General features: G+C 63.5%; 16 protein-coding genes. 9 read left to right on the top strand and 7 right to left on the bottom strand.

The features are described from left to right. Positions 1 to 26 precede the first annotated feature (26 nt). On the top strand, positions 27 to 338 hold the full coding sequence (locus ACOKS3_RS07755) for an Mpo1-like protein (RefSeq protein ID WP_103446405.1): 312 nt from the start codon (positions 27 to 29) through the stop codon (positions 336 to 338). Here ACOKS3_RS07755 and ACOKS3_RS07750 read toward each other — a convergent pair. Further along, entirely contained in the window at positions 335 to 1147 is an 813-nt protein-coding gene (locus tag ACOKS3_RS07750) for a UDP-2,3-diacylglucosamine diphosphatase (protein ID WP_103446404.1), read from the bottom strand. The genes ACOKS3_RS07755 and ACOKS3_RS07750 overlap by 4 nt on opposite strands. 126 nt (positions 1148 to 1273) lie before the next feature. Here ACOKS3_RS07750 and ACOKS3_RS07745 point away from each other — a divergent pair, with 126 nt between their 5' ends. Then, on the top strand, positions 1274 to 2038 hold the full coding sequence (locus ACOKS3_RS07745; protein ID WP_103446403.1) for a helix-turn-helix domain-containing protein: 765 nt from the start codon (positions 1274 to 1276) through the stop codon (positions 2036 to 2038). 183 nt (positions 2039 to 2221) lie between these two features. After that, positions 2222 to 3112 carry a DMT family transporter gene (locus ACOKS3_RS07740; RefSeq protein ID WP_103446402.1) on the top strand — a complete coding sequence of 297 codons (891 nt, stop codon included), beginning with the start codon at positions 2222 to 2224 and terminating at the stop codon, positions 3110 to 3112. Here ACOKS3_RS07740 and ACOKS3_RS07735 read toward each other — a convergent pair whose 3' ends face one another. After that, positions 3113 to 3394 (bottom strand): Rdx family protein, encoded by a 282-nt coding sequence (locus ACOKS3_RS07735; protein ID WP_103446401.1) that lies wholly within the window; start codon positions 3392 to 3394, stop codon positions 3113 to 3115. A gap of 67 nt (positions 3395 to 3461) precedes the next feature. On the opposite strand from ACOKS3_RS07735, the gene ACOKS3_RS07730 reads away from it, so the two are divergent. Next, a complete protein-coding gene (locus ACOKS3_RS07730; RefSeq protein ID WP_422763218.1) occupies positions 3462 to 5648 on the top strand; it encodes a patatin-like phospholipase family protein in 2187 nt (728 codons plus the stop codon). A 32-nt stretch (positions 5649 to 5680) separates the two neighbouring features. On the opposite strand, the gene ACOKS3_RS07725 is transcribed toward ACOKS3_RS07730, so the two are convergent. Next, the gene (locus tag ACOKS3_RS07725; RefSeq protein WP_103446399.1) at positions 5681 to 6118 is read right to left on the bottom strand and encodes a MarR family transcriptional regulator; all 438 of its coding nucleotides are present in this window, start codon (positions 6116 to 6118) and stop codon (positions 5681 to 5683) included. Positions 6119 to 6256: 138 nt separating this feature from the next. Beyond that, positions 6257 to 8401, bottom strand: coding sequence for a DNA helicase RecQ (gene recQ, locus ACOKS3_RS07720; protein WP_422763217.1), 2145 nt, complete (start codon positions 8399 to 8401; stop codon positions 6257 to 6259). 245 nt (positions 8402 to 8646) lie between these two features. On the opposite strand from recQ, the gene ACOKS3_RS07715 reads away from it, so the two are divergent. Together ACOKS3_RS07715 and ACOKS3_RS07710 are read left to right on the top strand one after the other, a co-directional pair. After that, entirely contained in the window at positions 8647 to 9234 is a 588-nt protein-coding gene (locus tag ACOKS3_RS07715; RefSeq protein ID WP_012315632.1) for a YecA/YgfB family protein, read from the top strand. A 7-nt stretch (positions 9235 to 9241) separates the two neighbouring features. After that, the gene (locus tag ACOKS3_RS07710) at positions 9242 to 9607 is read left to right on the top strand and encodes a YbaN family protein (RefSeq protein ID WP_103446396.1); all 366 of its coding nucleotides are present in this window, start codon (positions 9242 to 9244) and stop codon (positions 9605 to 9607) included. A gap of 61 nt (positions 9608 to 9668) precedes the next feature. Here ACOKS3_RS07710 and ACOKS3_RS07705 read toward each other — a convergent pair whose 3' ends face one another. After that, the gene (locus tag ACOKS3_RS07705) at positions 9669 to 17540 is read right to left on the bottom strand and encodes a retention module-containing protein (RefSeq protein WP_463581475.1); all 7872 of its coding nucleotides are present in this window, start codon (positions 17538 to 17540) and stop codon (positions 9669 to 9671) included. A 467-nt stretch (positions 17541 to 18007) separates the two neighbouring features. Between ACOKS3_RS07705 and ACOKS3_RS07700 the strand changes: the two genes are divergently transcribed. From ACOKS3_RS07700 to ACOKS3_RS07690, 3 genes are all read left to right on the top strand, one after another. Continuing rightward, the gene (locus tag ACOKS3_RS07700; protein ID WP_422764244.1) at positions 18008 to 19381 is read left to right on the top strand and encodes a TolC family outer membrane protein; all 1374 of its coding nucleotides are present in this window, start codon (positions 18008 to 18010) and stop codon (positions 19379 to 19381) included. Between the two features lie 75 nt (positions 19382 to 19456). Continuing rightward, positions 19457 to 21592, top strand: coding sequence for a type I secretion system permease/ATPase (locus ACOKS3_RS07695; RefSeq protein WP_103446394.1), 2136 nt, complete (start codon positions 19457 to 19459; stop codon positions 21590 to 21592). An 18-nt stretch (positions 21593 to 21610) separates the two neighbouring features. Next, complete coding sequence (locus tag ACOKS3_RS07690) at positions 21611 to 22954, top strand: HlyD family type I secretion periplasmic adaptor subunit (protein WP_103448215.1); 1344 nt, start codon at positions 21611 to 21613, stop codon at positions 22952 to 22954. Between the two features lie 14 nt (positions 22955 to 22968). Here the strand turns inward: ACOKS3_RS07690 and ACOKS3_RS07685 are convergent, their stop codons facing one another. Beyond that, a complete protein-coding gene (locus tag ACOKS3_RS07685) occupies positions 22969 to 23568 on the bottom strand; it encodes a tRNA-uridine aminocarboxypropyltransferase (protein ID WP_103446393.1) in 600 nt (199 codons plus the stop codon). A gap of 167 nt (positions 23569 to 23735) precedes the next feature. Further along, positions 23736 to 25301, bottom strand: coding sequence for a methyl-accepting chemotaxis protein (locus ACOKS3_RS07680; protein WP_103446392.1), 1566 nt, complete (start codon positions 25299 to 25301; stop codon positions 23736 to 23738). Positions 25302 to 25338: the final 37 nt, after the last annotated feature.

Genomic DNA, 25338 nt, shown 5'->3' with positions numbered 1-25338 from the left:
AAAGTGATAATCCCGGAGCACTGCCCATGACCAGCACCGCGCAGTTTCGCAGTTTCGCCGAGTTCTATCCGTATTACCTGGGGGAACACAGCAACCCGACCTGCCGACGCCTGCACTTCGTCGGCACCAGCCTTGTGATTGCCTTGCTTGCCTATACCGTCGGCAGTGGCAAGTGGTGGCTACTACTGGCCGTACCGTTTTGCGGGTACGGCTTCGCTTGGGTCGGGCATTTCTTCTATGAGCGAAACAAGCCAGCGACGTTCAAGCACCCGTGGTACAGCCTGATCGGCGACTTCGCCATGTTCCGCGACATCCTGCTCGGCAGGATCAGCCTCTAGGCCGGCTCGCGCAGGGCCGTCGCGGCTTCGGCCTGGCGGGCCTGCGCGTCGGCCAGCCGATACAGCTCGATGCTGCCATCCCAGTGCTCGATCAGCGCCGTACACGACTCCACCCAATCGCCGCAATTGAGGTATTCCACCTCCCCCACCTGGCGAATCTCGGCATGGTGGATGTGCCCGCAGACCACGCCATGAAAGCCGCGACGGGTGCATTCATGGGCAATCGCATCCTCGAAATCGCTGATGAAGTTCACCGCACCTTTGACCTTGTGCTTGAGGTACGCCGACAGCGACCAGTAGCCATACCCGTAGCGCGCACGCCAATGGTTGAGCCAGCGGTTGAGCACCAGGGTGAACTCGTAGGCACGGTCGCCGAGGAAGGCCAGCCAGCGGTGATAGCGGGTAATCACGTCGAACTGGTCGCCATGGATCACCAGCAGGCGACGGCCATCGGCGGTCAGGTGCTCGGCCTCGTCCACCAGCTGGATGTTTCCCAGTATCAGCTTCGAGTATCGCCGCAGGAATTCGTCATGATTGCCGGTGACGTAGATCACCTCGGTGCCGCGCTTGCTCATGGTCAGCAAGCGGCGGATCACATTGGTGTGGGCCTGCGGCCAGTAGATGCCGCTGCGCAGCTTCCAGCCATCGATGATATCGCCGACCAGGTAGACGCGGTCGGCCTGGTAGCCCTTGAGGAACTGCGACAGGTGTTCGGCCTGGCAGTCACGTGTGCCCAGATGCACGTCAGATATCCACAATGTGCGCACACGCTGCTTGCGTGACGGGCGAGAGAGTTCGACATGGGTCATGGGCAGGCTCCGGCGCTGTTTGCTGGAGACTGGCAGGCACAGATGACAGGTTGGTGGCAGGGATGTGACGAGTGATGGTCTGCCACGAATGCGGCACAATGGCTGACAGCCCCACGAGGATGCCCCATGGCCGGCCCGATACTTTCCTTGCGCCACTACCGCGATGAGCTCATCGCTCACAGTCACGAGCACCCGCAATTGGTGTTCGGCCTGCACGGCCGCCTGGATTTCGAGGTGCAGGGCCATGGCGCCAGGATTGCTCGCCAGGGGCTGATGGTGGTGCCCGCTGGCGCCCATCACACATGCGCCAGCGACGTCGGCAGCGATTGCCTGGTGCTGGATGTGCCCGGTGAGCACTGGTTGCACGAGCAACTGGGGGCGCATGCCGATACCAGCCGGCACCTGCTCGACCAGCCTGGCGCCCTGGGGCTGGATGATCGCCAGCAGCAACTGGTGGACTGGCTGGCGACGAGCCCCATGGACGACCCGCTGATCGCCCGGCAAGGCGCGGTGCTATTGCTGGCCAGCCTCAACCCCAGTGCCTCGGCCAGGGTCACGCCCAGCCACCGCCTGCCCTATGCCGCGTTCGATGCGCATATCGAACAGCATGCAGCATACCCCTTGCAGGTGGCAGACCTGGCGCGCATCGCGGGTTTGTCCAGTGCCCGGCTGCATGCACGATTTACCGCCGAGTGCGGCATGACACCAATGGACTATATCCGCCAGCGGCGCCTGCTCAAGGCAAAGCGGCTGGTCACGCAGACCTTTCTACCCATGGGGGAGATTGCGGTGCAAGTGGGGTACAGCTCACAGAGTGCGTTTTCGGCGGCGATGCTACGGGCGTTTGGTTGCTCGCCGCTGGCCATGCGGCGAGAGTCTGTCGACAACTGATGCCAGGATGGCGACAGAACGTATCGGCCAGTGGCTTTACACTTTGCCTGTGCTGGCCCTTTCGCGGGGCAAGCCCGCTCCCACAGGTATTACATAGCCCTTGAGAACTGTACGATCCCTGTAGGAGCGGGCTTGCCCCGCGAAAAGGCCGGTCCTGCCATATAAAGATTCAAAGGACCCACCATGAACCACCGAACTGCCCTCGGCGCCCTGCACATTGGCGCGTTGTTCTTCGGCCTGACCGGCGTCTTCGGCAAACTGGCCGCCAGCGCCAGCCCGGCAATCATCGTCTTCGGCCGTGCCGCCTTCGCCGTGCTGGCCCTGGCACTGTTCGCCAGCCTCACCGGCCCCGGCTGGCGGCGCCTGAGCGGCCAGGACATTCGCCGCCTGCTGCTCGGCGGCGTGCTGCTGGCCGGCCATTGGGTCAGTTTCTTCATCGCCGTGAAGGTTGGCGGCGTAGCCATCGCCACCCTGGGCTTTGCCAGCTTCCCGGCCTTCACGGTGATCCTCGAAGGCCTGCTGTTCCGCGAGCGCATTCGTCGCAACGAAGGCGTGCTGGTGGTGCTAGTCAGCATCGGCCTGATCCTGGTCACCCCGGCATTCGACCTGGCCAGCCAGGCCACCGGTGGCCTGCTCTGGGCCTTGCTCTCCGGTTTGCTGTTCTCGTTGCTGTCGCTGACCAACCGTGCCGGCTCGGGGCGCTTGCCCGCCGTGCAGGCGGCGTTGTGGCAGAACCTGGTGGTCGGCTTGTGCTTGCTGCCCTTCGCCGGCCCGGGACTGACCCAGGTCGCCCGCATCGACTGGTTGTGGATCGCCTTGCTCGGGGTCTTCTGCACTGGCGTCGCCCACAGCCTGTTCGTGGCCAGCCTGGCGGTGATCAAGGCGCGCACCGCCGCCGTGGTGTTTGCCATGGAACCGGTCTACGGCATCGCCGTGGCCTGGGCGGTGTTTGCCGAAACGCCAACCCTGCGCATGCTGCTGGGCGGCGTGCTGATCATCTTCGCCATCGTGCTGTCGAGCCGCATGGCCGCCGAACAGCCACCCCGGCACAAGGCCGTGGCCGAGGGCGCCTGATCAGCGATCGTTGTGGCCCAGGTCGCGCTGCGGGTCGATCTGGTCGCGCACGCGCTGCTTGAGCACCTTGGCTTCGGGGAAGCCACCGTCGGCCTTGCGCTCCCAGATCTGCACGCCATCGCAGGTGACGCGGAAGATGCCGCCGGAGCCCGGCTCCAACGCCACCCGGGCAAGGTCGTCGGTGAACGTGCTGAGCAGCTCCTGGGCCAGCCAAGCGGCGCGCAGCAGCCATTGGCACTGCGTGCAATATGTGATGACGATTTCCGGCTTGTTGTCGGCCATGCTGAGGCATCTCCAGGTGAGGGGCCGCTTATACTAGCGGTCTTTATCCTTCGGTTTGAGACTCACGATGCGCCGCCTGCTGTTATGCCTTTTGCTGACGCTCACTGCCCTCACCGTATTCGCCGCCGAGCCTGCCCGCCCCAAGGTCGGCCTGGTGTTGTCTGGCGGTGCCGCCCGTGGCCTGGCCCATATCGGTGTGCTCAAGGCTCTGGAAGAACAAGGCGTGCACATCGATGCCATCGCCGGCACCAGCATGGGCGCCGTGGTGGGCGGGTTGTATGCCTCCGGCTACAGTATCGAGGAGCTGGAAAAACTCGCCACCACACTGGACTGGCAGCAGGCGCTGTCCGATGCACCGCCACGGGAGGACGTGCCATTCCGGCGCAAGCAGGATGATCGCGACTTCCTGGTCAAACAGAAGCTGAGCTTCCGCGACGACGGCAGCCTCGGCCTGCCACTGGGGGTGATCCAGGGCCAGAACCTGGCGCTACTGCTGGAAAGCAAGCTGGCCCACACCGCTGACATCCGCGACTTCGACAAACTGCCGATCCCCTTCCGCGCCGTCGCCACCGACATCGCCAGCGGCGAGAAGGTGGTGTTCAGCCGTGGCCACCTGCCGCAGGTGATTCGCGCCAGCATGTCGATCCCGGCGGTGTTCGCCCCGGTCGAGCTGGATGGCCGCCTGCTGGTAGACGGCGGGATGACCGACAACATCCCGCTCGACGTCGCCCGGGAGATGGGCGTCGACCTGGCCATCGTGGTCGACATCGGCACTCCGCTGCGCGACCGCAAGCAACTGGCCACGGTAGTCGACGTGCTCAACCAGTCAATCACCCTGATGACCCGACGCAACTCCGAGGAGCAGCTGGCCAGCCTGCACCGCGACGACATCCTGATCCAGCCACAGTTGGCCGCCTTCGGCGTCACCGACTTCGGCCGTGCCCAGGACATGATCGACGCCGGCTATCGCGCCACCCGCCTGCTCGACACGCGCCTAGCCGCGCTGCGCCAACCAGAGAGCGACGCCAGCCTCGCAGTGGCGCGCTCGCCAGGCCAGCGTACGCCGGTGATTACCGCGATCAGGATAGAGAACGATTCCAAGGTCAGCGACGACGTGATCCGCTACTACATTCGCCAGCCGATTGGCGAACCACTGGCGCTCGACCGCCTGCAGACCGACATGGGCACCCTGTATGGCCTGGACTACTTCGACCGGGTTCAGTACCGCGTGGTGCATAAGGGCGACGACAACATCCTGGTGATCAATGCCCGCGGCAAACGCGGCGGTACCGACTACCTGCGCCTGGGCCTGAACCTGTCGGACGACCTGCGCGGCGACAGCGCCTTCAACCTGGGCGCCAGCTACCGCATGAACGGCATCAACCGACTGGGCGCGGAATGGCTGACCCGTGCCCAGATTGGTGACCAGCAGGAGTTGTACAGCGAGTTTTACCAGCCGCTGGATGTGGGTTCGCGCTACTTCGTCGCGCCCTATCTGGACTTCGGTTCGCAGAACATCGAAGCGACCCTGGACAACGACCCGATCGCCGAGTACAGGCTGGAGCGTTATGGCTTTGGCCTCAACGTCGGCCGCCAGATCGGCACTTCCGGCGAGGTGCGCCTGGGCGTAGGCAAGGCCTGGGGCGAGGCTGACGTGCGTATTGGCGATCAGGACCTGCCCAGCGTCAGCTTCAACGAAGGCTTTTACGAGCTGAAGTACTCGTTCGACACCCTCGACAACGTGTACTTCCCGCACCGTGGCGAGGACATCGGCCTGACCTTCCGCAAGTACGACAAGTCGCTGGATTCGGACGAAGACTACCGGCAGTGGCTGCTGAACCTGGACAAGGCATTCAGCGTCGGCTCGAACACCTTTGTGCTGGGTGGGCGCTATGGACGCACGCTAGACCCAACGGAGGTGGTGACGTCGAGCTTCGTGCTGGGTGGCGCGAGGGAGCTGTCGGGCTTCCGTCAGGACTCGGTGTCAGGGCAGAACGTCAGCCTGCTGCGGATGGTGTACTACCGGCGCCTGACGCCGCGGGCCTATCTGCCGTTGGACTTCCCGCTGTACTTCGGTGGGTCGCTGGAGCGGGGGCGGGCGTGGAACAACGACAACGCGTTTGACAGTGGCTACATCAATGCGGCGAGCATCTTTTTGGGGCTGGAGACGCCGTTGGGGCCATTGAACCTGAGTTATGGCGCCAACACTGCGAATGAGCAGGCGGTGTACCTGAACCTGGGACATACCTTCTAGATGGCCGGGGCCGCTTTGCGGCCCCAGAAGATTCAGGATTTTTCGAGGTTGGCGAGGATCTTGGCATGCACCCGCATGCACACTTCCAGATCGGCCTCGTCCACGCCGGTGAACAGTTCCAGGCGCAGAGCATTGGCGATGGTCTCGATCTGCTCGATCAGCGGCTTGGCCGGTGGGCACAGCTGGATCTTCTTCGCCCGCCGGTCTTCCATCACCGCCTGGCGACGCACCAGCCCCTGGCCTTCCAGGCTGTCGAGCAGCCGCGCCAGGGTCGGGCCTTCAACGCCCACGCTCTGCGCCAGCTCGCGCTGGGTGGGCGCTTCTTCGAAGCGGGCCAGGTGCAACAACACCAACCAGCGCGCCTGGGACAGATTGAGCCCGGCCAGGCGGCGATCCAGCTCGGCACGCCAGCCACGGGACATCTGCGCCAGCTGCATGCCGAAGCGGTGTTGGTTGTCGGTCAGGGGCATAAGCAACTCATAGACTAGAACTAATTATTAGTCAGCTAACCATGCTCCGGGGCATCAGGCAAGGCTACCCGCCCCGGAAACGTCCGATAATCGTCAAAAAGGATGACAAACATCAGCAGTTGACGGAAATGCCGCCCATCAGAGCTGGAACTCCGCCGCCAGCGCCGCACGCACGCAGTACAACACGCCTTCCGGCACCCGTGCGCCGAACAACGGGGCAATCGCCGACACCGGCGGCAACTCGCCCTCGCCGTCGAGGAAGGCATCCTGCACTTCCATCATCAGGTCTTCCGGCAGGTCCAGCGCCTGCTCCAGGCTCAGTTCCTGGCGGCCAAGGGCTTCTGCCAGCAGGCTGTAGACGTTCTTCTCGCTGCAGTTGAGCTGCCCGGCGATCTGCGCCGGGGTCATGCCGGCGCGGGCCAGGCTGACCAGCTCGTGGCGCAGGTCGAGCACCACCTTCGGCGCCTCCTCGGTGCCACCGGCGCCATTGAGCACTTCGAGGAAGGCTTGGCCATAGCGTTCCAGCTTGCGCGCACCCACGCCGCTGACCTGGGCCATGTCGCTGAGGCTGGTTGGCTGGCTGCGGAGCATTTCCAGCAGGGTAGAATCGGGGAAGATGACGTAGGGCGGCACGCTGTGCTCTTCGGCCAGCTTGCGTCGCAAGGTGCGCAGCGCCTCCCAAAGCTCGCGCTCCTCGGCCCGTACCAACTGGCTGGCCGGGCTGCCGCCGCTGGAGGACGTCTTGGCCACGGTCTGTGGCTTGAGGTCACGGCGCAGCTGCAGGTTCACCTCACCGCGCAGCAGCGGCCGGCAGCTGTCGGACAGGCGCAGGCCGCCATAACCTTCCAGGTCGATATCGACCAGGCCGCGCGCCACCAGCTGGCGGAACAGCGAACGCCACTCGGCCTCGGCCAGGCCCTTGCCGACGCCGAACACCGAAAGTTTCTCGTGGCCGAAGTTGCGCACCTTCTCGGTGTCCTTGCCCAGCAGCACGTCGACCAGGTGGCCGACGCCGTAGCGCTGGCCGGTGCGGAACACAGCCGACAAGGCCTGGCGGGCCGGCTCGGTGGCGTCCCAGGTCTGGATCTGGTCGACGCAGTTGTCGCAGTGGCCGCAGGGTTGTTCGAGGATTTCGTCGAAATAGGCCAGCAGCGACTGACGGCGGCAGCGGGTTTCTTCGCACAGGGCCAGCATGGCATCAAGCTTGTGCTGCTCGATACGCTTGTGGCGCTCGTCACCTTCGGAGTTCTGCAGCATCTGCTTGAGCATCACCATGTCCTGCAGGCCGTAGGCCATCCAGGCATCCGACGGCAGGCCGTCACGGCCGGCACGGCCGGTTTCCTGGTAATAGGCCTCGAGCGACTTGGGCAGGTCGAGGTGGGCAACGAAGCGCACGTTGGGCTTGTCGATGCCCATGCCGAAGGCAATGGTGGCGACCATGATCAGCCCTTCCTCGTTGAGGAAGCGGTGCTGGTTGGCGGCGCGCGTCTCGGCGGCCAGGCCGGCGTGGTAGGGCAAGGCCGGGAAACCTTGCTCGCAGAGGAACGCAGCGGTTTCATCGACCTTCTTGCGCGACAGGCAGTAGACGATGCCGGCATTGCCGCGGCGCTCGCCAAGAAAGGCCATCAGCTGCTTGCGTGGTGCCTCCTTGGGCACGATGCGGTAGAAGATGTTCGGCCGGTCAAAACTCGACAGGAAGCGCTCGGCCCCCTGCAAGTGCAGGCGCTGGACGATCTCCTCGCGAGTTCGCATGTCGGCGGTGGCAGTCAGGGCGATCCGCGGCACATGGGGAAACAGCTCGGCCAGTTGCCCCAGCTGCAGGTACTCGGGGCGGAAGTCATGGCCCCATTGCGAGACACAGTGGGCTTCGTCGATGGCGAACAGCGAGATGTCGAGGTCACGCAGGAAGTCCAGCATGCGCGGTTGCACCAGGCGCTCAGGCGCCAGGTAGAGCATCTTCACCTCGCCCCGGCGCAGGCGCCCGGCCAGGTCACGCTGCTGCTCCGGGCTCAGGGTGGAATTCAGCGCCGCTGCGGCGACGCCGAGCTCGTCGAGGGTGGCGACCTGATCGTCCATCAGCGCGATCAGCGGCGACACCACCACCGTCAGGCCCGGGCGCAACAAGCCAGGCACCTGGAAGCACAGGGACTTGCCGCCACCGGTAGGCATCAGCACCAAGGCATCGCCGCCATTGGCCACGCATTCGATGATCGCTGCCTGGCGCCCACGGAAACTGTCGTAACCGAAGATATCCTTGAGAACGCGCTGAGCCTGTTCGAGCATGTGCAACTCCACAAATCGCCGTACCATCCTGGACACAGGCTGGACGAAAAACCCGCCCCGCACACGCCAAAAGCGTAAGCGGCTTTTGCCAGAGGGTCGGGAAAACCCGCCCCTGGATGAAAAACGGCGGAGTATACCGTAGTGACGGCCCGCACAGGATGCCCGGTGACAGACGTTCCCTTTGCCCCGCTGCCGCCGCAAGGTGCTAGAATTCACTATCGTTTATTCCCCAAGGTAGCCCTGTAATGTCCTTCGCCGAGCAACTGACCCGCCTGCAAGCCTTCCTCGACGCCGACGAGCTGCACGAAGAAGCGCTGGACTACGTCGCCGCACACGGCTACCTGACCGCGCTGTCGATCTGCTCCGAGGACGTCCCCGAGCGTGAATGGATCGACGCGCTGTTCGCCGAAGAACCCCATTACGCCAGCGATGCCCAGCGCACCGAGATCGAAGCGACGCTGGTGGCCCTCAAAGGCCACATCGCCCGCCAGCTGGCCAGCGACGAGGAATTCGACCTGCCATGCGACTTGGACCTGACCGACGAGCCGGACGATTCCGACCTGCGCGGCTGGTGCATCGGCTTCATGGAAGGCGTGTTCCTGCGTGAAGAGGCGTGGTTCGAGAACGCCGAGGAAGAAGTCAGCGAGATGCTGCTGCCGATCATGGTCGGCTCCGGCCTGTTCGACGAACAGCCCGAGTTCGCCGACATCGCCAGCAACGCCAACCTGCAGGACGACATGATCGTGCAGATCCCGGAAGCGCTGAGCGCGCTGTTCCTGCTGCTGCACGCTCCAGACGAGAAGCCGGCACTGCTCAAGCCACGCCACCACTGAGTCGGTCGTGCGCTACCTGCTGCTGGCCATCGGCTGGCTCAGTGTTGCGCTGGGGGTGCTGGGGATCTTCCTGCCGGTGTTGCCCACCACCCCGTTTCTGCTGCTGGCGGCAGCCTGCTTCGCCCGCAGCTCTCCGCGCTTTCACGATTGGCTGGTCAACCATCCCAAGCTTGGGCCGTGGGTCCGTGACTACCTGAGTGGCGAGGGCATTCCGCTCAAGGGCAAGGTCTATGCCATCGGGCTGATGTGGGCGAGCATCGGCTTGTCCTGCTACCTGGTGCCGTTGTTCTGGGCCAGGGCCTTCATGCTCACCAGTGCGGTACTGGTCAGCCTGTACATCCTCAGGCAGAAGACCTTGCGCCGGTCCGGTTGAATGCTGCTGTCTCCTGTTCAGGCCTCTTCGCGGGCTTGCCCCGCGAAGAGGAACAGGCAAATCAGACGGTATCCACCTTCAACGAATGGTCATTGATCATCCCGTTGATGATGGTCGCCGTATCATGCCCCGCCGAAATCACCCCGCCCGCCCCCGCAGTCACCCCGTAATGCTGGGCCAGATCGACCCCCGCCAGGTCGATGGTCTGGGTCGGCGCCGCCCCCGCCACGCTGCTGACTTCGATGGTCGAGACCACATTGCTGCCGCTGCCGCTGACCTTGAAGTGCAGGTAGTCATCCAGCGAAGCCGCCGTGGCATTCTCGCCCTGCAGCAGCTGCGACAGGTCCAGGTGATCGCTGCCCGGGGAGAAGTCGGTGACCGTGTCATGCCCGGTGTCGCCCTTCTGCCAGACGAAGGTGTCGTTGCCATTGCCGCCGGTCATGATGTCATCGCCCGGCCCGCCGATGAGGGTGTCGTTGCCGTCACCACCCTTCAGCACGTCGTTGCCCAGGCCGCCATCGAGCACGTTGTCACCGGCATTGCCGATCAAGGTGTCGTTGTAGTCGGAGCCGATCAGGTTCTCGATACTGACCAGGGTGTCGATGCCGGCGCCGTGGGTGTTCTGCGGGCCGCCCAGGCTGAGGTCTACCGTGACCGCGCTGGTGGCCGAGGCATAGCTGGCGATGTCGTTGCCGGCCCCGCCGTCGAGCAGATCGTTGCCGGCGCCTCCGATCAGCAGATCATCGCCATTGCCGCCGTACAGTTGATCGTTCCCTGCCCCCCCCACCAGCACATCATGGCCGTCACCACCATTGAGAATGGTGTCGGCGTTGCTTGCCATCAACACATCATTGCCGGCCGTGCCGTTCAGGGTAGTGCCGGCCTGGTAGGTGATATCCACCGCACCGGTAGCACCGCCGCCATGACCATCGGTGACCGTGTAGCTCGCCTGATGCACTTCGTTCACGGCGTTGCTGTAATCCACCAGCAGGCTCAGCTTGTAGCTCTCGGCAGCATTGCTGTGGTCCGACGGGTTGATCTGGTTGACCACATGGATGCTGTACACACCGTCGTGGCTGGCGGTGAAGCTGCCGCCATCGGCAATGGGCTGGTAGCTGCCGTTGGCATCCTTCCACTCCAGGCTCACATTGCCGTCTGGGCGATCATGGTCCAGTTGCAGGGTCTCGCCCTTGCGCAGGCTGACGGTGATCACATCCTCGCTGTTGGCATTGCTGTTGGTGATGCTGCCAAGGTAGCCGAGTACCACCAGCGCCGCGGTCATGCTGCCGGCCGCTGTGGTGAAGGCGCTGCGTTCCAGGGCTTTGAACTGGTTGTCGAGCGTATTGCCATGACCATCGAAGGAGATGCTCGCAACACTGTTGCCGAGGGTGAAGCCTGCCCCCTTGCTGGCAAAGTTCGTGTCAACGGTGATCGGCGCCGCACTCAGACGGTCGTGGTCGGCGTCGCTGTCGTTGGCCAGCAGCGCTTCGGACGGCACGGTGATACTGGCACCGGTAATATTGGTAATCACATGGTCCGCGCCTGCCACCGGCGCATGATTGCCATTGATCAGCACCAGCAAGTCGGCGCTGCTGGTATCGCCGTCATTGTCACTGACCATGAAACCAAAGCGTTCGAACTGCAAGTAGTCAGCGCCCTTGGGCGGCGTATAGGTGAACTCGCCGCTGTCCATGTTCACCAGCAGGCTGCCACCCAGGCTGGTCTTGATGGTGAGCGTATTGCCGGTGGTATCGAAGCTGGCGTTGTCCGCGCCACCGCTGGCCAGGTATCCGCCCTGCCCGGCGTTGGCTTTCGGGTCGTACGTGTAGGTAGTGCCGTCCACCAGCAGTGCCTTGATGAAGCCGCCATCGGCACCAAAGGTGCCATCGTTGAGCAGGCTGCCGGTGATCGGCGAGCCCTGCACGGTACCTGACAGCACGCCATGGAGCTGGTTGAAGTCGGTGACGATGACCGAGTTGGTATCGGTATGGCTGCTGCCGTCGTAGGCCAACGGGTTCAGGTTGCCCGCATTGATATCTTTGCCCAGGCCAATGGCGTACGACTTGATGCCATTGTTGTCGAGGAATGTTTCCCAGGTGGTTTCGCCCGAAGCGGTGATGGCATGCCCGGAGCTGGGTTCGCCATCGGAGAAGAAGTAGCTGACGTTCTGCGCGTCGGCCAGCTTGCCATTTTGGGAGAAGGCCGTCTGGGCAGCTGTGGCCGCGCTGTCGTAATAGGTCGAACCACCCGCGTGCAGGCCGTTGACGATCGACTTGGCGGCGTCAATGCTGACCCACTCGGCCGACTGGATCTGCGCGCCACCGCTGAAGGTGACGATCTGCACCTTGATGTCACCCATGTCGTCGTACTTGTCGAGCAGCGCAGCGATGGCCTGCTTGGCCGCCTCCAGGCGGGTCAGGCCGGGTATGCCTGAAGCAAAGTCCATGCTGCCCGACACATCAATCACCAGCAGGATGTTGGAGTCCACCTGGCCTGGCGTGATGCTGCGCTCGGCGCAGACCGCATTGGGTACATCGTCGACGATGGTGATGGCAATGTTGCTGGTGATGCTGTGGCCCAGCGAATCGGTGGCCTTGTAAGAGAAATTCTCGACCGTAGAATCGGCACCCGGTGTATTGGCGGGCGAGGTCAGCGTGTAGGTATAGCTGCCGTCAGGGTTGATGCTGATCTGCCCATACTGGCCGACCGCGTTGCCCACCAGGCTGTAGGTAATTGCCCCTACACCACCGGACACCGACCCCACCAACGAGCCGGACGCCGTTTCGCCGGTCGAGCTTGGATCACTGCCAATGGCACTGCCTGCCGCCAGGTCGTTGCCATCCTTGTGCAGGTCCAGGGCTTTCTCGAACACCGTGATATCGCGGTCCTCGCAGGCCATGAGCCTTGCGTCGTGCACGTTGACGGTAAGGGTCGTGGTGCTTTCGTCGCCATCGGCATCGCGGATGGTGTAGACGAAGCGGTCGACGGCATCCCGCGGCGACTCCACGTCGGGGTTGGAGTGGTAGACCGCGTTGCCCTTCTCGTCGATGGTCAGGTAGCCATACTGGCCGTCCACCTGGCTGTTCAGCTGGCCGATGGCCGAAGTGGATGTGTCGCTGCCGGCACGCACGCCGACCACGTAGTTGCCATCGCTGCGCACGTCGGCACCGACCACATCGTTGTACAGCACATTGCCGCGCACCTCGTCGCCCTTGTAGACGCTGACGAAATCGCAATGGGCCTGGGGCACGTCGTCGACAATGCTGATGACGATGGTGCTGGTGGCCGAATGGCCGTAGGCGTCCTGAACTTGATAGGTGAAGGATTCAGTGACGGTGTTGGCGCCATCGTTGGCATGGGTCGGTGAGCTTGCCGGTGAGGTCAGGGTATAGGTGTAGCTGCCGTCGGCATTCAGGTGAATCTGGCCGTATTGGCCAACGGCATTGCTGACCAGGCTGTAGGACAAGGCGCCGATGCCACCACTGGCCAAGCCGGCCAGGCTGCCAGAGGCGGTTTCGAGGGGCGATGTCGGATCACTGCCGGTGACCGTTCCGGCGGCCAGATCGCTGCCATCCTTGCTCAAATCCAGGGCTTTCTCGAACACCGTTGCTTCGCCGTCCATGCACACTTCGATGCGCGGGTCATGCACGTTGATGGTGATCGTCGTGGTGCTCTCGTCACCGTCGGCATCGCGGATGGTGTAGACGAAGGTGTCAACGGCATCTCGCGGCGACACCACGTCCGGGTTGGAGTGGTAGACCGCGTTGCCCTTCTCGTCGATGGTCAGGTAGCCGTATTGACCGTTCACCTGGGTGTTCAGTTGGCCGATGGCCGAGGTGCTGGTATCGCTGCCGGCGCGCACGCCGACCACGTAGTTGCCATCGCTGCGCACGTCGGCACCGACCACATCGTTGTACAGCACATTGCCGCGCACCTCGTCGCCCTTGTACACACTGGTGTAATCGCTGTGGGCTTGCGGTACGTCATCGACGATGGTGATGACGATGGTGCTGGTGGTCGAATTGCCGACCGAGTCTTTCACCTGATAGGTGAAGGTTTCAGTGACGGTGTTGGGGCCGTCATTGGCGTGGGTCGGCGAATTGGCCGGTGAAGTCAGGGTGTAGGTGTAGGTGCCGTCGGCGTTCAGGTGAAGCTGGCCGTACTGGCCCGTGGCATCGCTTACCAGGCTGTAGGTCAACGCACCGACACCGCCGCTGGCAGAACCGACCAAGGTGCCGCTGGCGGTTTCGCGGGTCGAGTCCGGATCGCTGCCAGTGACGCTGCCGGCGGCGAGGTCGTTGCCGTCCTTGTGCAGGTCCAGAGCGTTTTCGTACACCGTGACATCGCGGTCCGCACAAGCCATCAGTGAGTTGTGGACGTTGATGGTGATCGTCGTGGTGCTCTCGTCACCGTCGGCATCGCGGATGGTGTAGACGAAGGTGTCGACGGCATCTCGCGGCGACACCACGTCCGGGTTGGAGTGGTAGACCGCGTTGCCCTTCTCGTCGATGGTCAGGTAGCCGTATTGGCCGTTCACCTGGGTGTTCAGCTGGCCGATGGCCGAGGTGCTGGTATCGCTGCCGGCGCGCACGCCGACCACGTAGTTGCCATCGCTGCGCACGTCGGCACCGACCACATCGTTGTACAGCACATTGCCGCGCACCTCGTCGCCCTTGTACACACTGGTGTAATCGCTGTGGGCTTGCGGTACGTCATCGACGATGGTGATGACGATGGTGCTGGTGGTCGAATTGCCGACCGAGTCTTTCACCTGATAGGTGAAGGTTTCAGTGACGGTGTTGGGGCCGTCATTGGCGTGGGTCGGCGAATTGGCCGGTGAGGTCAAGGTGTAGGTGTAGGTACCATCGGCGTTCAGGTGAAGCTGGCCGTACTGGCCTGTGGCATCGCTTACCAGGCTGTAGGTCAACGCACCGACACCGCCGCTGGCAGAACCGACCAAGGTGCCGCTGGCGGTTTCGCGGGTCGAGTCCGGGTCGCTACCAGTGACGCTGCCAGCGGCCAGGTCGTTGCCGTCCTGATGCGTATCAAGGGCACTCTCGTGGACCGTTACCCCGCCAACGGGGCCGGCAACGAGCGAGCAGTCCTGCACGTTGATCGTGATGGTCGTGGTGCTCTCGTCACCGTCAGTGTCGCGAATGGTGTACACGAAAACATCGCTGGCGCCTTGCGGCAGCACCGCATTCGGATTGGCGTGATAGACCGCATTGCCCGCCGCATCAATGGTCAAGGTGCCGTACTGGCCAACGATCGCGGTGTTGAGATTGCCGATGGCCGATGTCGACGTATCGGAGCCGGCGCGTGCACCGACCACAACATTGCTGGTGCCCGCCTGGTCCGCCCCCAGCTTGTCGTTCCACAGGACGTTGCCCGTGGCTGTCCCGCCTTCCACCACGCTGGTGGTGTCGGCCGCCGCCTGCGGTACGTCATCGACGATGTTCACGTCCAGGCTGCCGGTGGCGGTGCTGCCATCGACATCTTTGGCGACCACGTCGAAGTGCTCGCTGATGCTGTTCGCGCCAGCACCGTCCGGGTGGCTTTCGTTGCCAGTCAGGGTGAAGCTGTAGCTCACCACCCCGGTGCTGGGGTTGTAGCCGGTGATGGTCAGGGTGTTGCCTTCCGGCGTCACCACCGATTGCGGGAAGCCGGCAGCCACGCCACCAGTGACCACGGCAATACCGCCCACGGTCAGGCTTTGCAGGCCATCCGCCGCCGTCACCTTGAAGGTGCCTTGCTGGGTCAGCGCATTTACATCCGGTGAAGTGCCGTCGCTCAGGTGCTTCTCGTAGACGGTCAGCTCGCCGTTCTGCACGCCCAGGCCGTCGAGGGTGACCGGGTCGTTGAGGTTGCTGATGTTCAGCGTCAAGGTCGCCGTGCTGGTGTCGCCGTCAGCGTCCTTGATCGTGTAGGTGAAGTTCTCCACACCATTGCCGCCACCACCCAGGTTCTTGAAGTCCGGGGCGTTGGGGTTGAGCGTGTAGGTGTAGGAGCCGTCTGCGGCCAGGACCAGCGTGCCGTAGGTGCCGGTGTAAGTACCGGCCATTACCGGACCACCAGCCACGCGGTCAGCACCTTGGGCATCATTGGTCAGCACATTCCCGGTCAGCTCGACATGCTGTTCGGTTGCCGTCACAGCGTTGCTGTCGTCCACCGCCTTCGGCACATCATCGACGATGTTCACGTCCAGGCTACCGGTGGCGGTGCTGCCATCGACATCTTTGGCGACCACGTCGAAGTGCTCGCTGATGCTGTTCGCGCCAGCGCCGTCCGGGTGGCTTTCGTTGCCAGTCAGGGTGTAGCTGTAGCTCACCACCCCGGTGCTGGGGTTGTAGCCGGTGATGGTCAGGGTGTTGCCTTCCGGCGTCACCACCGATTGCGGGAAGCCGGCAGCCACGCCACCAGTGACCACGGCAATACCGCCCACGGTCAGGCTTTGCAGGCCATCCGCCGCCGTCACCTTGAAGGTGCCTTGCTGGGTCAGCGCATTTACATCCGGTGAAGTGCCGTCGCTCAGGTGCTTCTCGTAGACGGTCAGCTCGCCGTTCTGCACGCCCAGGCCGTCGAGGGTGACCGGGTCGTTGAGGTTGCTGATGTTCAGCGTCAAGGTCGCCGTGCTGGTGTCGCCGTCAGCGTCCTTGATCGTGTAGGTGAAGTTCTCCACACCATTGCCGCCACCACCCAGGTTCTTGAAGTCCGGGGCGTTGGGGTTGAGCGTGTAGGTGTAGGAGCCGTCTGCGGCCAGGACCAGCGTGCCGTAGGTGCCGGTGTAAGTACCGGCAATCACTGGACCGCCTGCCACACGGTCGGCGCCTTGGATATCGTTGGTCAGCACGCTCCCGGTCAGTTCGACATGCTGCTCGGTCGCCTTGACCACGTTGTCATCATCGAACGCCTGCGGCGCATCATCATGGATGATCACATCCAGCAAGCCCTGAGCGACATCACCGTTACTGTCACTGACCAGGACCGGCAGGTGCTCGGTCAGCGACTTGGCCCCATCGTTCTCGATATGTTGCCCGGATGCCGTGAGCGTGTAGGTGTAACTCACCTCGCCCGTGCTCGGGTTGTAACCGGTAATCGTCAGGATATTGCCCAACCCGGTAGTGGTCGACTGGCCAACGCCGGTCACCACACCGCCCGTCACCACGTTGATGTCACCTACACTAAGGTTGAACACGCCATCCTGAGCGACCACGGTAAAGCTGCCCTGCCGGGTCAAAGCCGCCGCATCACTGGCAGAACCCAGTGGCAGATTCGCCTCGTTCAGGTTCAGCTCACCCGGGGCGATATCCAGGCCCAGCAACGTGACTGGATGATTTTCGTCTACCGTCGGGATGGACGGCTCTGTAGGTACCGTGCCGCCGTCACCACCGACAGGCCGACCGTTGAGCGAACTGCCATTGCTGGGGTCAAGGCCGCCAACTTCGCGGTTGGCAAGCTCGGGAAAGCCATTGAAGCCTGCCGTCGGGAAGCCCACCACGGGATCGACACGGGCGCCGACTTCATCGAGCATGACGAAACTGTGGCCACCTCCCAGCGCCCCGGTTGCGCTAGGGCTACCTGACCCGGCGGCGGTCGCCTCAGCGCTCTGGGTCGGGTCGTCACCTGCGGCAATCGCCTGCTGGATACGTTCCACATCACTCAATTGCGCGTCGCTCGGTGCTACATCGTGGTCCGGCGCATGGGGGGCCCGGTTGGCGAGCAGGTCCGGCGTCATCTCCAGGCTGCTGTCACGGCCCAGGGTCAACTCGGCACCGTTCTGCAGGCGTACCGCCACGGCCCCGGCAGCACCCGTCTCCAGTTGCTCGCCAGCAAACAGGCGATCGCCTTCGATCAGAGGGCGCCGACTACCATCGCTGGCGACTGCGATTACCTGGCCAATTACCTTGCTGACCACACCGACTAACTTAGCCATGAGCGAACACCTCCCTTACTGATCGGCTACATCAGCCAATGACATTGCGCAGGCAGGTGTGGGCATGGAGTCCGAAAAATCTCAACGGCGAGAATCGTTCTCTCAGGCACTACTTTGGCGATAGTAATAATGTAAGTTGGCCATCATTTCATGCCAATTTTTTGTCGCCAAATACTTCTTTCACCTATCCGTTCCGCGTCCTTAGCTGGAAAAAACCTGAAACTTGCTGAAGTGCTTGTAAGTCGCGCCTTGCAACGGTTCGCGAATTCACTTGGATGAAACAATGTCTTGCTTTGCATAGACCGCATAAGTTTTTTTTCGCATAGGTGTTATGAAAAAATCTTCTTAGCTCGCGCGTTAAATGTTCTTAGCTCTGTTGTTACAAACATGAAACGGTTTGAACTATAAAAATCGTCATTTTATTGGCGAAAAGCGGGATCTTTTTTGTGACCAGGGAGAAGTAGCCCATGCGCGTTCTAACCCCCCTCGCCAGCGCAATGCTGGTGGCCATGGCATGCACGAACGTCGAAGCGATGTCCCTCAACGAAGCCATCCAGAGTGCCGTGGATTACCACCCGCAGATCAGCTCGAACCGCAACAGCAAGCTTTCGGCCGATGAGGATGTCAAATTTGCCCGTGGCGGCTACTACCCAACCGTAGATCTGGTGGCAGGTTATGGGCGCCAGCGCTCTGACAACCTCAACACCCGCGGTCTCAACCCGAACGGCACGACCAACCACAACAAGGAAACCCTGAACTACACACAGTCGGAACTGCGCCTGCGGCAGATGATCTTCGACGGTTTCAACACCGCCAACGAAGTGGGCCGCACCGAGGCAGTTGCGACTTCTCGGGCCTACTACACCCAGGCCATTGCCCAGGACGTGGCCTTGCGTACCGTCGAGGTGTATCTGGAGGTACTCAAGCGTCGAGAGTTGGTGGACTTGGCCAAGAACAACCTGCAGGCGCACTTGCGCGTCAACGACCAGATCGGCCTGCGCAGCGAGCGCGGCGTTGGCAGCACTGCCGACCTCGACCAGTCCCGCGCCCGTCGCGCCCTGGCAGAAAACAACCTGGACACCGCCGAAGTCGACCTCGCCGATGCCGAAGCCAACTTCTACAGCGTGGTCGGCCGCGTGCCTGACGAACTGGAAGGCCCACGGTCGATCAAGGTGGAAATACCCGCCACGCTCGACCAGGCGCGCGAAGGCATGCGCCAGAACAACCCGTACCTCAAGTCGGCCCAGGCCGACGTCAATGCCGCCGAACAGCAATACGAAGTGGCCAAGTCGCCGTTCTACCCACGCCTGGACGCGGTGCTGGCCACCGGTGCCAACAACAACATCGGCGGCGAGCAGGGCCATGCCAACAATGACTGGCAGGCGGGCGTCGAGCTCAGTTACAACCTGTTCCGTGGCGGCAGCGACAAAGCCCGGCTGCAATCCGACGCGCACAAGATCAACCAGGCCCTGGACATCCGCAACAATGCCCTGCGCGAGCTGACCGAAAACCTCAGCCTGTCCTGGAATGCCATGAACAACGCCCGCAAGCAGACCCCGACCGCACGTGAATACGCCGAGACCACCCAGCGCGTGCGCGCCGCCTATCAGGACCAGTTCGGCCTGGGCCAGCGCACCCTGCTCGACGTGCTCGATAGCGAAAACGAGCTGTACAACGCCAACCGTCGCTACACCGAAGTGCGTTACACCGAAGAGTTTTCGATGTACCGGGTACTGGCGACCATGGGTGAACTGCTGAGCAAGCAACGCATTTCACTGCCACCTGAGGCTATCGCCAACAACGAGGTCCGGACCGAAGCCAGATTGCCCGACATGCGCTGAGCGTCGCACGCACTGGCACGGATCGCCTGCACAGCAACCCATCCACCCTGGCGGGAGTAGGCCATCGTGACCAGTATGCAAAGCGCGCAACCGCGTCCGGATGTCGATGACCCACTGCTCGATGGCCTGCTGATCCTGTGCCGGCTGCACGGTCGCCCGGCCAGCCGTGCCAGCCTGTGCAGCGGCCTGCCCCTGGCCCAGCAGCGCCTGGGCGTAGACTTGCTGCCGCGGGCTGCGGCGCGTGCCGGCCTGCAAGCGCGGGTGCTGGAACGAGCGCTTGATGACATCTCAGCTCTCAACCTGCCCCTGCTGCTATTGCTCGACAATGGCCGCAGCGCGGTGTTGCAGCGCTGGGGCGATGACGGCCGCGCGCTGATCCTGCCCTGCGAAGCTGAAGGCGGCGAGCAATGGGTCGAACGTGAAGCACTGCAGCAGGCCTACAGCGGCCACGCCCTGTTCGCCCGCCCACGCCATACCCTGGAAGACGTGCGTTCACCGCTGCTGCCGCGGGTCAACGCCTGGTTCCGCGACACCCTGCGCCATTCCCGCTGGCTGTACAGCGACGCCCTGCTGGCCAGCCTGCTGATCAACCTGCTCGGCCTGATGGTGCCGCTGTTCGTCATGCAGACCTACGACCGCGTGGTGCCCAACCAGGCGCTGTCGACCTTGTGGGTGCTGGTTGCCGGCCTGTTCATCGGCACCGCCTTCGAGCTGGTATTGCGCATGGTCCGCGCCCACCTGCTGGACCAGGCCGGCAAGAAGACCGACCTGATCCTCTCCGCCACCCTGTTCGAGCGCATCACCGGCATGGCCATGAAGGCCAAGCCCGCCACCATCGGTGGTTTCGCCCAGAGCATCCATGACTTCCAGGGCCTGCGTGAATTTCTCACCGCGGTCACCCTGACCAGCATCATCGACCTGCCCTTCGTGGCCCTGATGCTGCTGGTAATCGGCCTGCTCGGTGGCTGGCTGGTACTGATCCCGCTGATCGCCTTCCCGCTGGCAGTGGGCTTTGCCCTGATCATCCAGGCCCGCCTGCGCGATACCGTGCAGAAAAGCCTGAGCCTCGGCGCCGTGCGCCAGGCCCTGCTGATCGAAACCCTGGGCGGCCTGGAAACCCTCAAAGCCTGCGGCGCCGAAAGCGAACGCCAGTACCAGTGGGAGCACACCAACGCCGCCATCGCCCGCCTCGACGCTCATGCGCGCAACCTGTCGTCGCTGGCCAGCAACGGCACGCTGTTCATCCAGCAGTTCTGCGGCATGGCGACCATCGTTGCCGGGGTGTACAGCATCATTGCCGGCAACCTCAGCGTCGGCGCCCTGGTCGCCAGCTACATGCTCGGCAGCCGGGTGCTCGCCCCGCTCGGCCAGATCGCCGGGCTGATCACCCGCTACCAGCAGGCGCAGTTGACCATGCGCAGCACCGATGCGTTGATGGCCCTGCCCCAGGAACGTCAGCTCGACCAGCAGGCCCTGGAGCACACCACGCTCAAGGGTGGCCTGGCGCTGAGCCACATCACCTTCCGTTATCCAGGGCAAGTGAGCCCGGCACTGCACGACGTGAACCTGACCATCACCCCCGGCGAGCGCATCGGCATCATCGGCCGCAGCGGTTCGGGCAAGAGCACCCTCGGGCGCCAGCTGATGGGCTTCCATCACCCCGACGAAGGCCAGGTGCTGCTGGACAACCTCGACCTGCGCCAGCTGGACATCGCCGACCTGCGCAGCCAGATCGGCTACGTGGCCCACGACCTGCCGCTGCTGGCCGGCAGCCTGCGCGACAACCTGACCCTCGGGGCGCGCCACATCAGCGATGCGCGCATGCTCGAAGTGGCCGAATTGACCGGCGTCAGCGAGCTGGCCCGGCAACACCCGAACGGCTTCGACCGCCCGGTGGGCGAGCGCGGCCAGCTGCTCTCCGGTGGCCAGCGCCAGGCGGTGCTGCTGGCCCGTGCACTGCTACTGGAGCCGCCGATCCTGATCCTTGACGAACCCACCAGCCACATGGACAACAGCAGCGAGGAGCAACTGCGCCAGCGCCTGCTGAGCTGGGTGCCGGGCAAGACCGTGCTGCTGGTCACCCACCGCACCTCGATGCTCAGCCTGGTCGATCGGCTGGTGGTGCTCGACAACGGCAAGATCGTCGCCGACGGCCCGAAGGATTCGGTCGTCGACGCCCTGCGCAAGGGCCGTATCGGCTCGGCCCTGTAGGAGCTCACCATGCCTCTCATGCAAAGCGTACGCAGTAGCCATGGCGCCGACAAACGGGCCGAACGCGACTACATGCCGGAACTGGCCGGCGCCACTCTGCAGGACTCGCCACGCCTATCGCGCCTGACCGTGTTGCTGGCCGCAGCGCTGTTGCTGGTAGCGCTGGTCTGGGCCAGCCTGGCAGTGCTCGACGAAGTAACGGTCGGCGAAGGCAAGGCGATCCCGTCGAGCAAGGTACAGGTGGTGCAGAACCTCGAAGGCGGTATCGTCACCGAGATCTTCGTGCGCGAAGGGCAGATGGTCGAGAAAGGCGCCACCCTGCTACGCCTGGACGACACCCGGTTCAAGTCCAACAAAGGCGAAAGCGAGGCTGACCGTTATGCCCTGACCGCCCAGGTCGAGCGCCTGTCGGCGGAAGCCGAAGGCCGCCCGTTCACGCTCTCGGACGAAGTGCGCGCCAAGGCGCCCCAGGTCGCCGAAGACGAAATAGCCCTGTACACCTCCCGCCAACGCCGCCTGGCCAGCGAAAAACAGACCCTCAACGAACAGCTGCGGCAGAAGAACCAGGAGCTGGCCGAGTTCCGCTCCAAGGTCGATCAGTACCGCTCGGCCGTGGCGTTGTTGCAACAGGAGACAGACATGTCGGCGCCGCTGGTGAGCAAGGGCGCCATTTCCCCGGTGGAGATCCTGCGCCTCAAGCAACGCACCGTTGAAGCCCGCGGCCAGCTCAATGCCACCAGCCTGGCCATCCCCCGCGCCGAGGCGGCGATCGCCGAGATCAAGAGCAAGATCGAAGAGTCCGACGCCAGCTTCCGCTCGGACGCGGCCAAGGAGCTGAATGACAAGCGCACCGAGCTGTCCAAGATCACCGCCACCAGCATCGCCATTGATGACCGGGTCAACCGCACCACCGTGGTCTCGCCAGTGCGCGGCATCGTCAAGCTGCTGAAGGTCAACACCATCGGCGGCGTGGTACAGCCAGGCAGCGACCTGGTGGAGATCGTGCCGATCGAGGACAACCTGCTGATCGAGGCCAAGGTGCGCCCGCAGGATGTGGCCTTCCTGCACCCGGGGCAACCGGCGATGGTCAAGTTCAGTGCCTATGACTACACCATCTACGGCGGGCTCAAGGCCAAGCTGGAACTGATCAGCGCCGACACCGTCACCGACGACAAGGGCAATGCGTTCTACCTGATCCAGGTGCGAACCGAGAAGAACCACCTGGGTGGGGACAACAAGCCACTGCTGATCATCCCCGGGATGGTGGCCACGGTGGATATCATCACCGGGCAGAAGAGTGTGCTGGATTATCTGCTCAAGCCGGTGCTCAAGGCCCGGACCGAGGCGCTGCGGGAAAGGTGAGTCCTGTGCTGGCCTCAGCCTTTACCATGATTTCGGTTGAAGGTCTCGGCGCCCATGGCCTTGATCTGCCCTTCGATCAATACCTCGAACGGCTTCAGCAAATCATCGAAGTTCGATGGCTGCTCCATCACGTTCAACGCTTGCACCACTGCCTCGATGGTCGACACCGCTCCCGGCTCCGGCGCCTTGCGCAGGCGGTAACGTGAAGGCGTCACTTGCGCCAGTGTCACCTTGGGCAGCGCCTCCAGCAGCGGGTTCAGGTACAGCAGCTTGCGTGCCTTGCGCCAGGTGCCGTCGGGGACGATCAACATGTATGGCTTGTCGTCCGTTTCGCCGTAGCCTGTCAGCGCTTGCGCCTGCTCGCCGGGGAACAGCAGCACGGGCCGGTAGCCTGGGGTCGCCAACAATTCGGCAAGATCAGCGAAGACTTCGCCGACCCGCAATTCGGCATTGACCAGGCCCAGGGCGGCCAGGCGGGCGGTGTTCAGCGCGTGGCTGGTTTCACTGGGGTGCTGCAGCAGGACCACCCGGGTGCGGCTGTCGAGGCTGGGAATCAGCGGGCAAAGGCAATGGTCGAGCGGGCGCTGGCAGCGTTCGCAGCGGGGTCTGGGCATGGGGGTCTCCGTTGGCGGAGGGATTTTGCCACAGGCTGAAATTTTGGGCCCGCTTTGCGGGCCATTCGCGGGTCAAGCCCGCTCCTACAGGGGTTGCACATTATCCAAGCCATGTGAGGTGCCTGTAGAAGCGGGCTTGCCCCGCGAATGGGCCTGCAAACGTGAATCTATCGGTTAAACCGTTCCGCCAGGCTATGCAGGTACTCGGCCATGCGTTCTAGGTCCTGGCTGATCTCGGCCCCCTGCTTGGCCTGCCCTGCGCTCTGGTCGCACAGCTGGGCAATCCGCACGATCTGCTGGTTGATGTCCTCGGCCACATGGCTCTGTTGCTCCGACGCCGTGGCCATCTGCTGGCTCATGCCAGTAATGCGGCTGACCGCCTGGGCGATCCCGGCCAACGCCGCCTGCACCGCCTCGACACTATGCACGCTGTCCCGCGAAATCTGCTCGCCGCGGCTGGCGGTGCTCACCGCCCGCTCGGCGCCGGCACGCAGCGAGGCGATGATCTGGTGGATCTCGTCGGTGGAAGAGCGTGTGCGCTGAGCCAGCGACCGCACCTCGTCGGCGACCACGGCAAAGCCCCTGCCCTGTTCGCCGGCCCGGGCCGCCTCGATAGCGGCGTTGAGCGCCAGCAGGTTGGTCTGCTCGGCAATCGAAGTGATCACATCGACCACACTGCCGATCGACTGGGTCTGCTCGGCCAGGGCATTCACCGCCTGGCCGATGTCGCTGACCGCCTCGCTCATGCTGCCCATGGCCTTCAGGCTCTGCTGTGCCAGCTCGCTGCCGTGCTGGGCCAGTTGGTCGGCGTCACCCGCAGCATGGGCGGTGCTTTGTACGTTATGAGTGACCTCCTGGATGGTCGCGGCCATCTGCGCGATGGCCGTGGCCGACTGGTCGGTCTCGCTGCGCTGACGGTCGAGCATCTGTGCCTGGGCATCGGACAGGTCCGCCGATTGCGCGGCGCGAGACTTTACTCCAACGCCAGCATCCACCAGGCGGGTAAGCGCGGTTTGCAGGCGCGCTTCTTCACTGATGATGGCGAGGTCGAGCTGGCCCATCAGGCCAGGGTTATCACTGTAGGTCAGAGCCACCAGGGGGCTGGTGAACGCCTTCGGGTGTTCAGCAAGCGTGCGACGAATCGGTTGGTCTTGCTGACGTTCGATCAGGTACCAGGCCACCAGCAAGCTGGTCATCAGCACACCCAGCGCCAGATAAGGTGGCAACCAGAGGTAGCCGGCCGCCGACAGCAGGCCAGCGCCGATCAGTGGCCCGCCGCCGGCCAGGCCGTGCCCGAACCGGGCTGCCCAGGGCGTCGGCGACTTGCCTGCGCGCAGCCGTGCGTACAGGGCTTCGGCACGGCGGATCTGCTCGCGGGTCGGTACCGAACGCACCGACTCGTAGCCACTGATGCGGCCGTTCTCGTAGATCGCCGTGACATAGGCGCTCACCCAATAGTGATCGCCGTTCTTGGCGCGGTTCTTGACCACTCCCATCCAGGGTTTGCCTTGCTTGATGGTCTCCCACATATGGCCGAATACGGCGGGGGGCATGTCTGGGTGACGCACCAGGTTGTGCGTCTGGCCGACCAGTTCGTCGTAGGTAAAACCGCTGATCGCGACGAAAGCGTCGTTGCAGTAGGTGATGCGGCTATCGAGGTCCGTGGTGGAGATCAGGCGCTGCTCGCGGGTAAAAGTTCTTTCGTGCTCAGTGACGGGCAAGTTCATGCGCATCTTGAACGGTCCTTCGAAGAGGGATATGAGGGGGCAG

It is taken from the genome of Pseudomonas sp. HS6-2 (genome assembly GCF_049325675.2).
GTDB classification, from domain to species: Bacteria; Pseudomonadota; Gammaproteobacteria; order Pseudomonadales; family Pseudomonadaceae; genus Aquipseudomonas; species Aquipseudomonas putida_N.
This window is presented reverse-complemented; position numbering and strand designations above follow the sequence as displayed.

Excerpts from the sequence above, each read along its gene's own strand:
- ACOKS3_RS07680 (WP_103446392.1), bottom strand. The coding sequence starts at position 25,301 with ATGCGCATGAACTTGCCCGTCACTGAGCACGAAAGAACTTTTACCCGC.
- ACOKS3_RS07730 (WP_422763218.1), top strand. The coding sequence starts at position 3,462 with ATGCGCCGCCTGCTGTTATGCCTTTTGCTGACGCTCACTGCCCTCACC.
- ACOKS3_RS07725 (WP_103446399.1), bottom strand. The coding sequence starts at position 6,118 with ATGCCCCTGACCGACAACCAACACCGCTTCGGCATGCAGCTGGCGCAG.
- recQ (WP_422763217.1), bottom strand. The coding sequence starts at position 8,401 with ATGCTCGAACAGGCTCAGCGCGTTCTCAAGGATATCTTCGGTTACGAC.
- ACOKS3_RS07690 (WP_103448215.1), top strand. The coding sequence starts at position 21,611 with ATGCAAAGCGTACGCAGTAGCCATGGCGCCGACAAACGGGCCGAACGC.
- ACOKS3_RS07705 (WP_463581475.1), bottom strand. The coding sequence starts at position 17,540 with ATGGCTAAGTTAGTCGGTGTGGTCAGCAAGGTAATTGGCCAGGTAATC.
- ACOKS3_RS07700 (WP_422764244.1), top strand. The coding sequence starts at position 18,008 with ATGCGCGTTCTAACCCCCCTCGCCAGCGCAATGCTGGTGGCCATGGCA.
- ACOKS3_RS07755 (WP_103446405.1), top strand. The coding sequence starts at position 27 with ATGACCAGCACCGCGCAGTTTCGCAGTTTCGCCGAGTTCTATCCGTAT.
- ACOKS3_RS07740 (WP_103446402.1), top strand. The coding sequence starts at position 2,222 with ATGAACCACCGAACTGCCCTCGGCGCCCTGCACATTGGCGCGTTGTTC.
- ACOKS3_RS07685 (WP_103446393.1), bottom strand. The coding sequence starts at position 23,568 with ATGCCCAGACCCCGCTGCGAACGCTGCCAGCGCCCGCTCGACCATTGC.
- ACOKS3_RS07695 (WP_103446394.1), top strand. The coding sequence starts at position 19,457 with ATGCAAAGCGCGCAACCGCGTCCGGATGTCGATGACCCACTGCTCGAT.
- ACOKS3_RS07735 (WP_103446401.1), bottom strand. The coding sequence starts at position 3,394 with ATGGCCGACAACAAGCCGGAAATCGTCATCACATATTGCACGCAGTGC.
- ACOKS3_RS07750 (WP_103446404.1), bottom strand. The coding sequence starts at position 1,147 with ATGACCCATGTCGAACTCTCTCGCCCGTCACGCAAGCAGCGTGTGCGC.
- ACOKS3_RS07745 (WP_103446403.1), top strand. The coding sequence starts at position 1,274 with ATGGCCGGCCCGATACTTTCCTTGCGCCACTACCGCGATGAGCTCATC.
- ACOKS3_RS07715 (WP_012315632.1), top strand. The coding sequence starts at position 8,647 with ATGTCCTTCGCCGAGCAACTGACCCGCCTGCAAGCCTTCCTCGACGCC.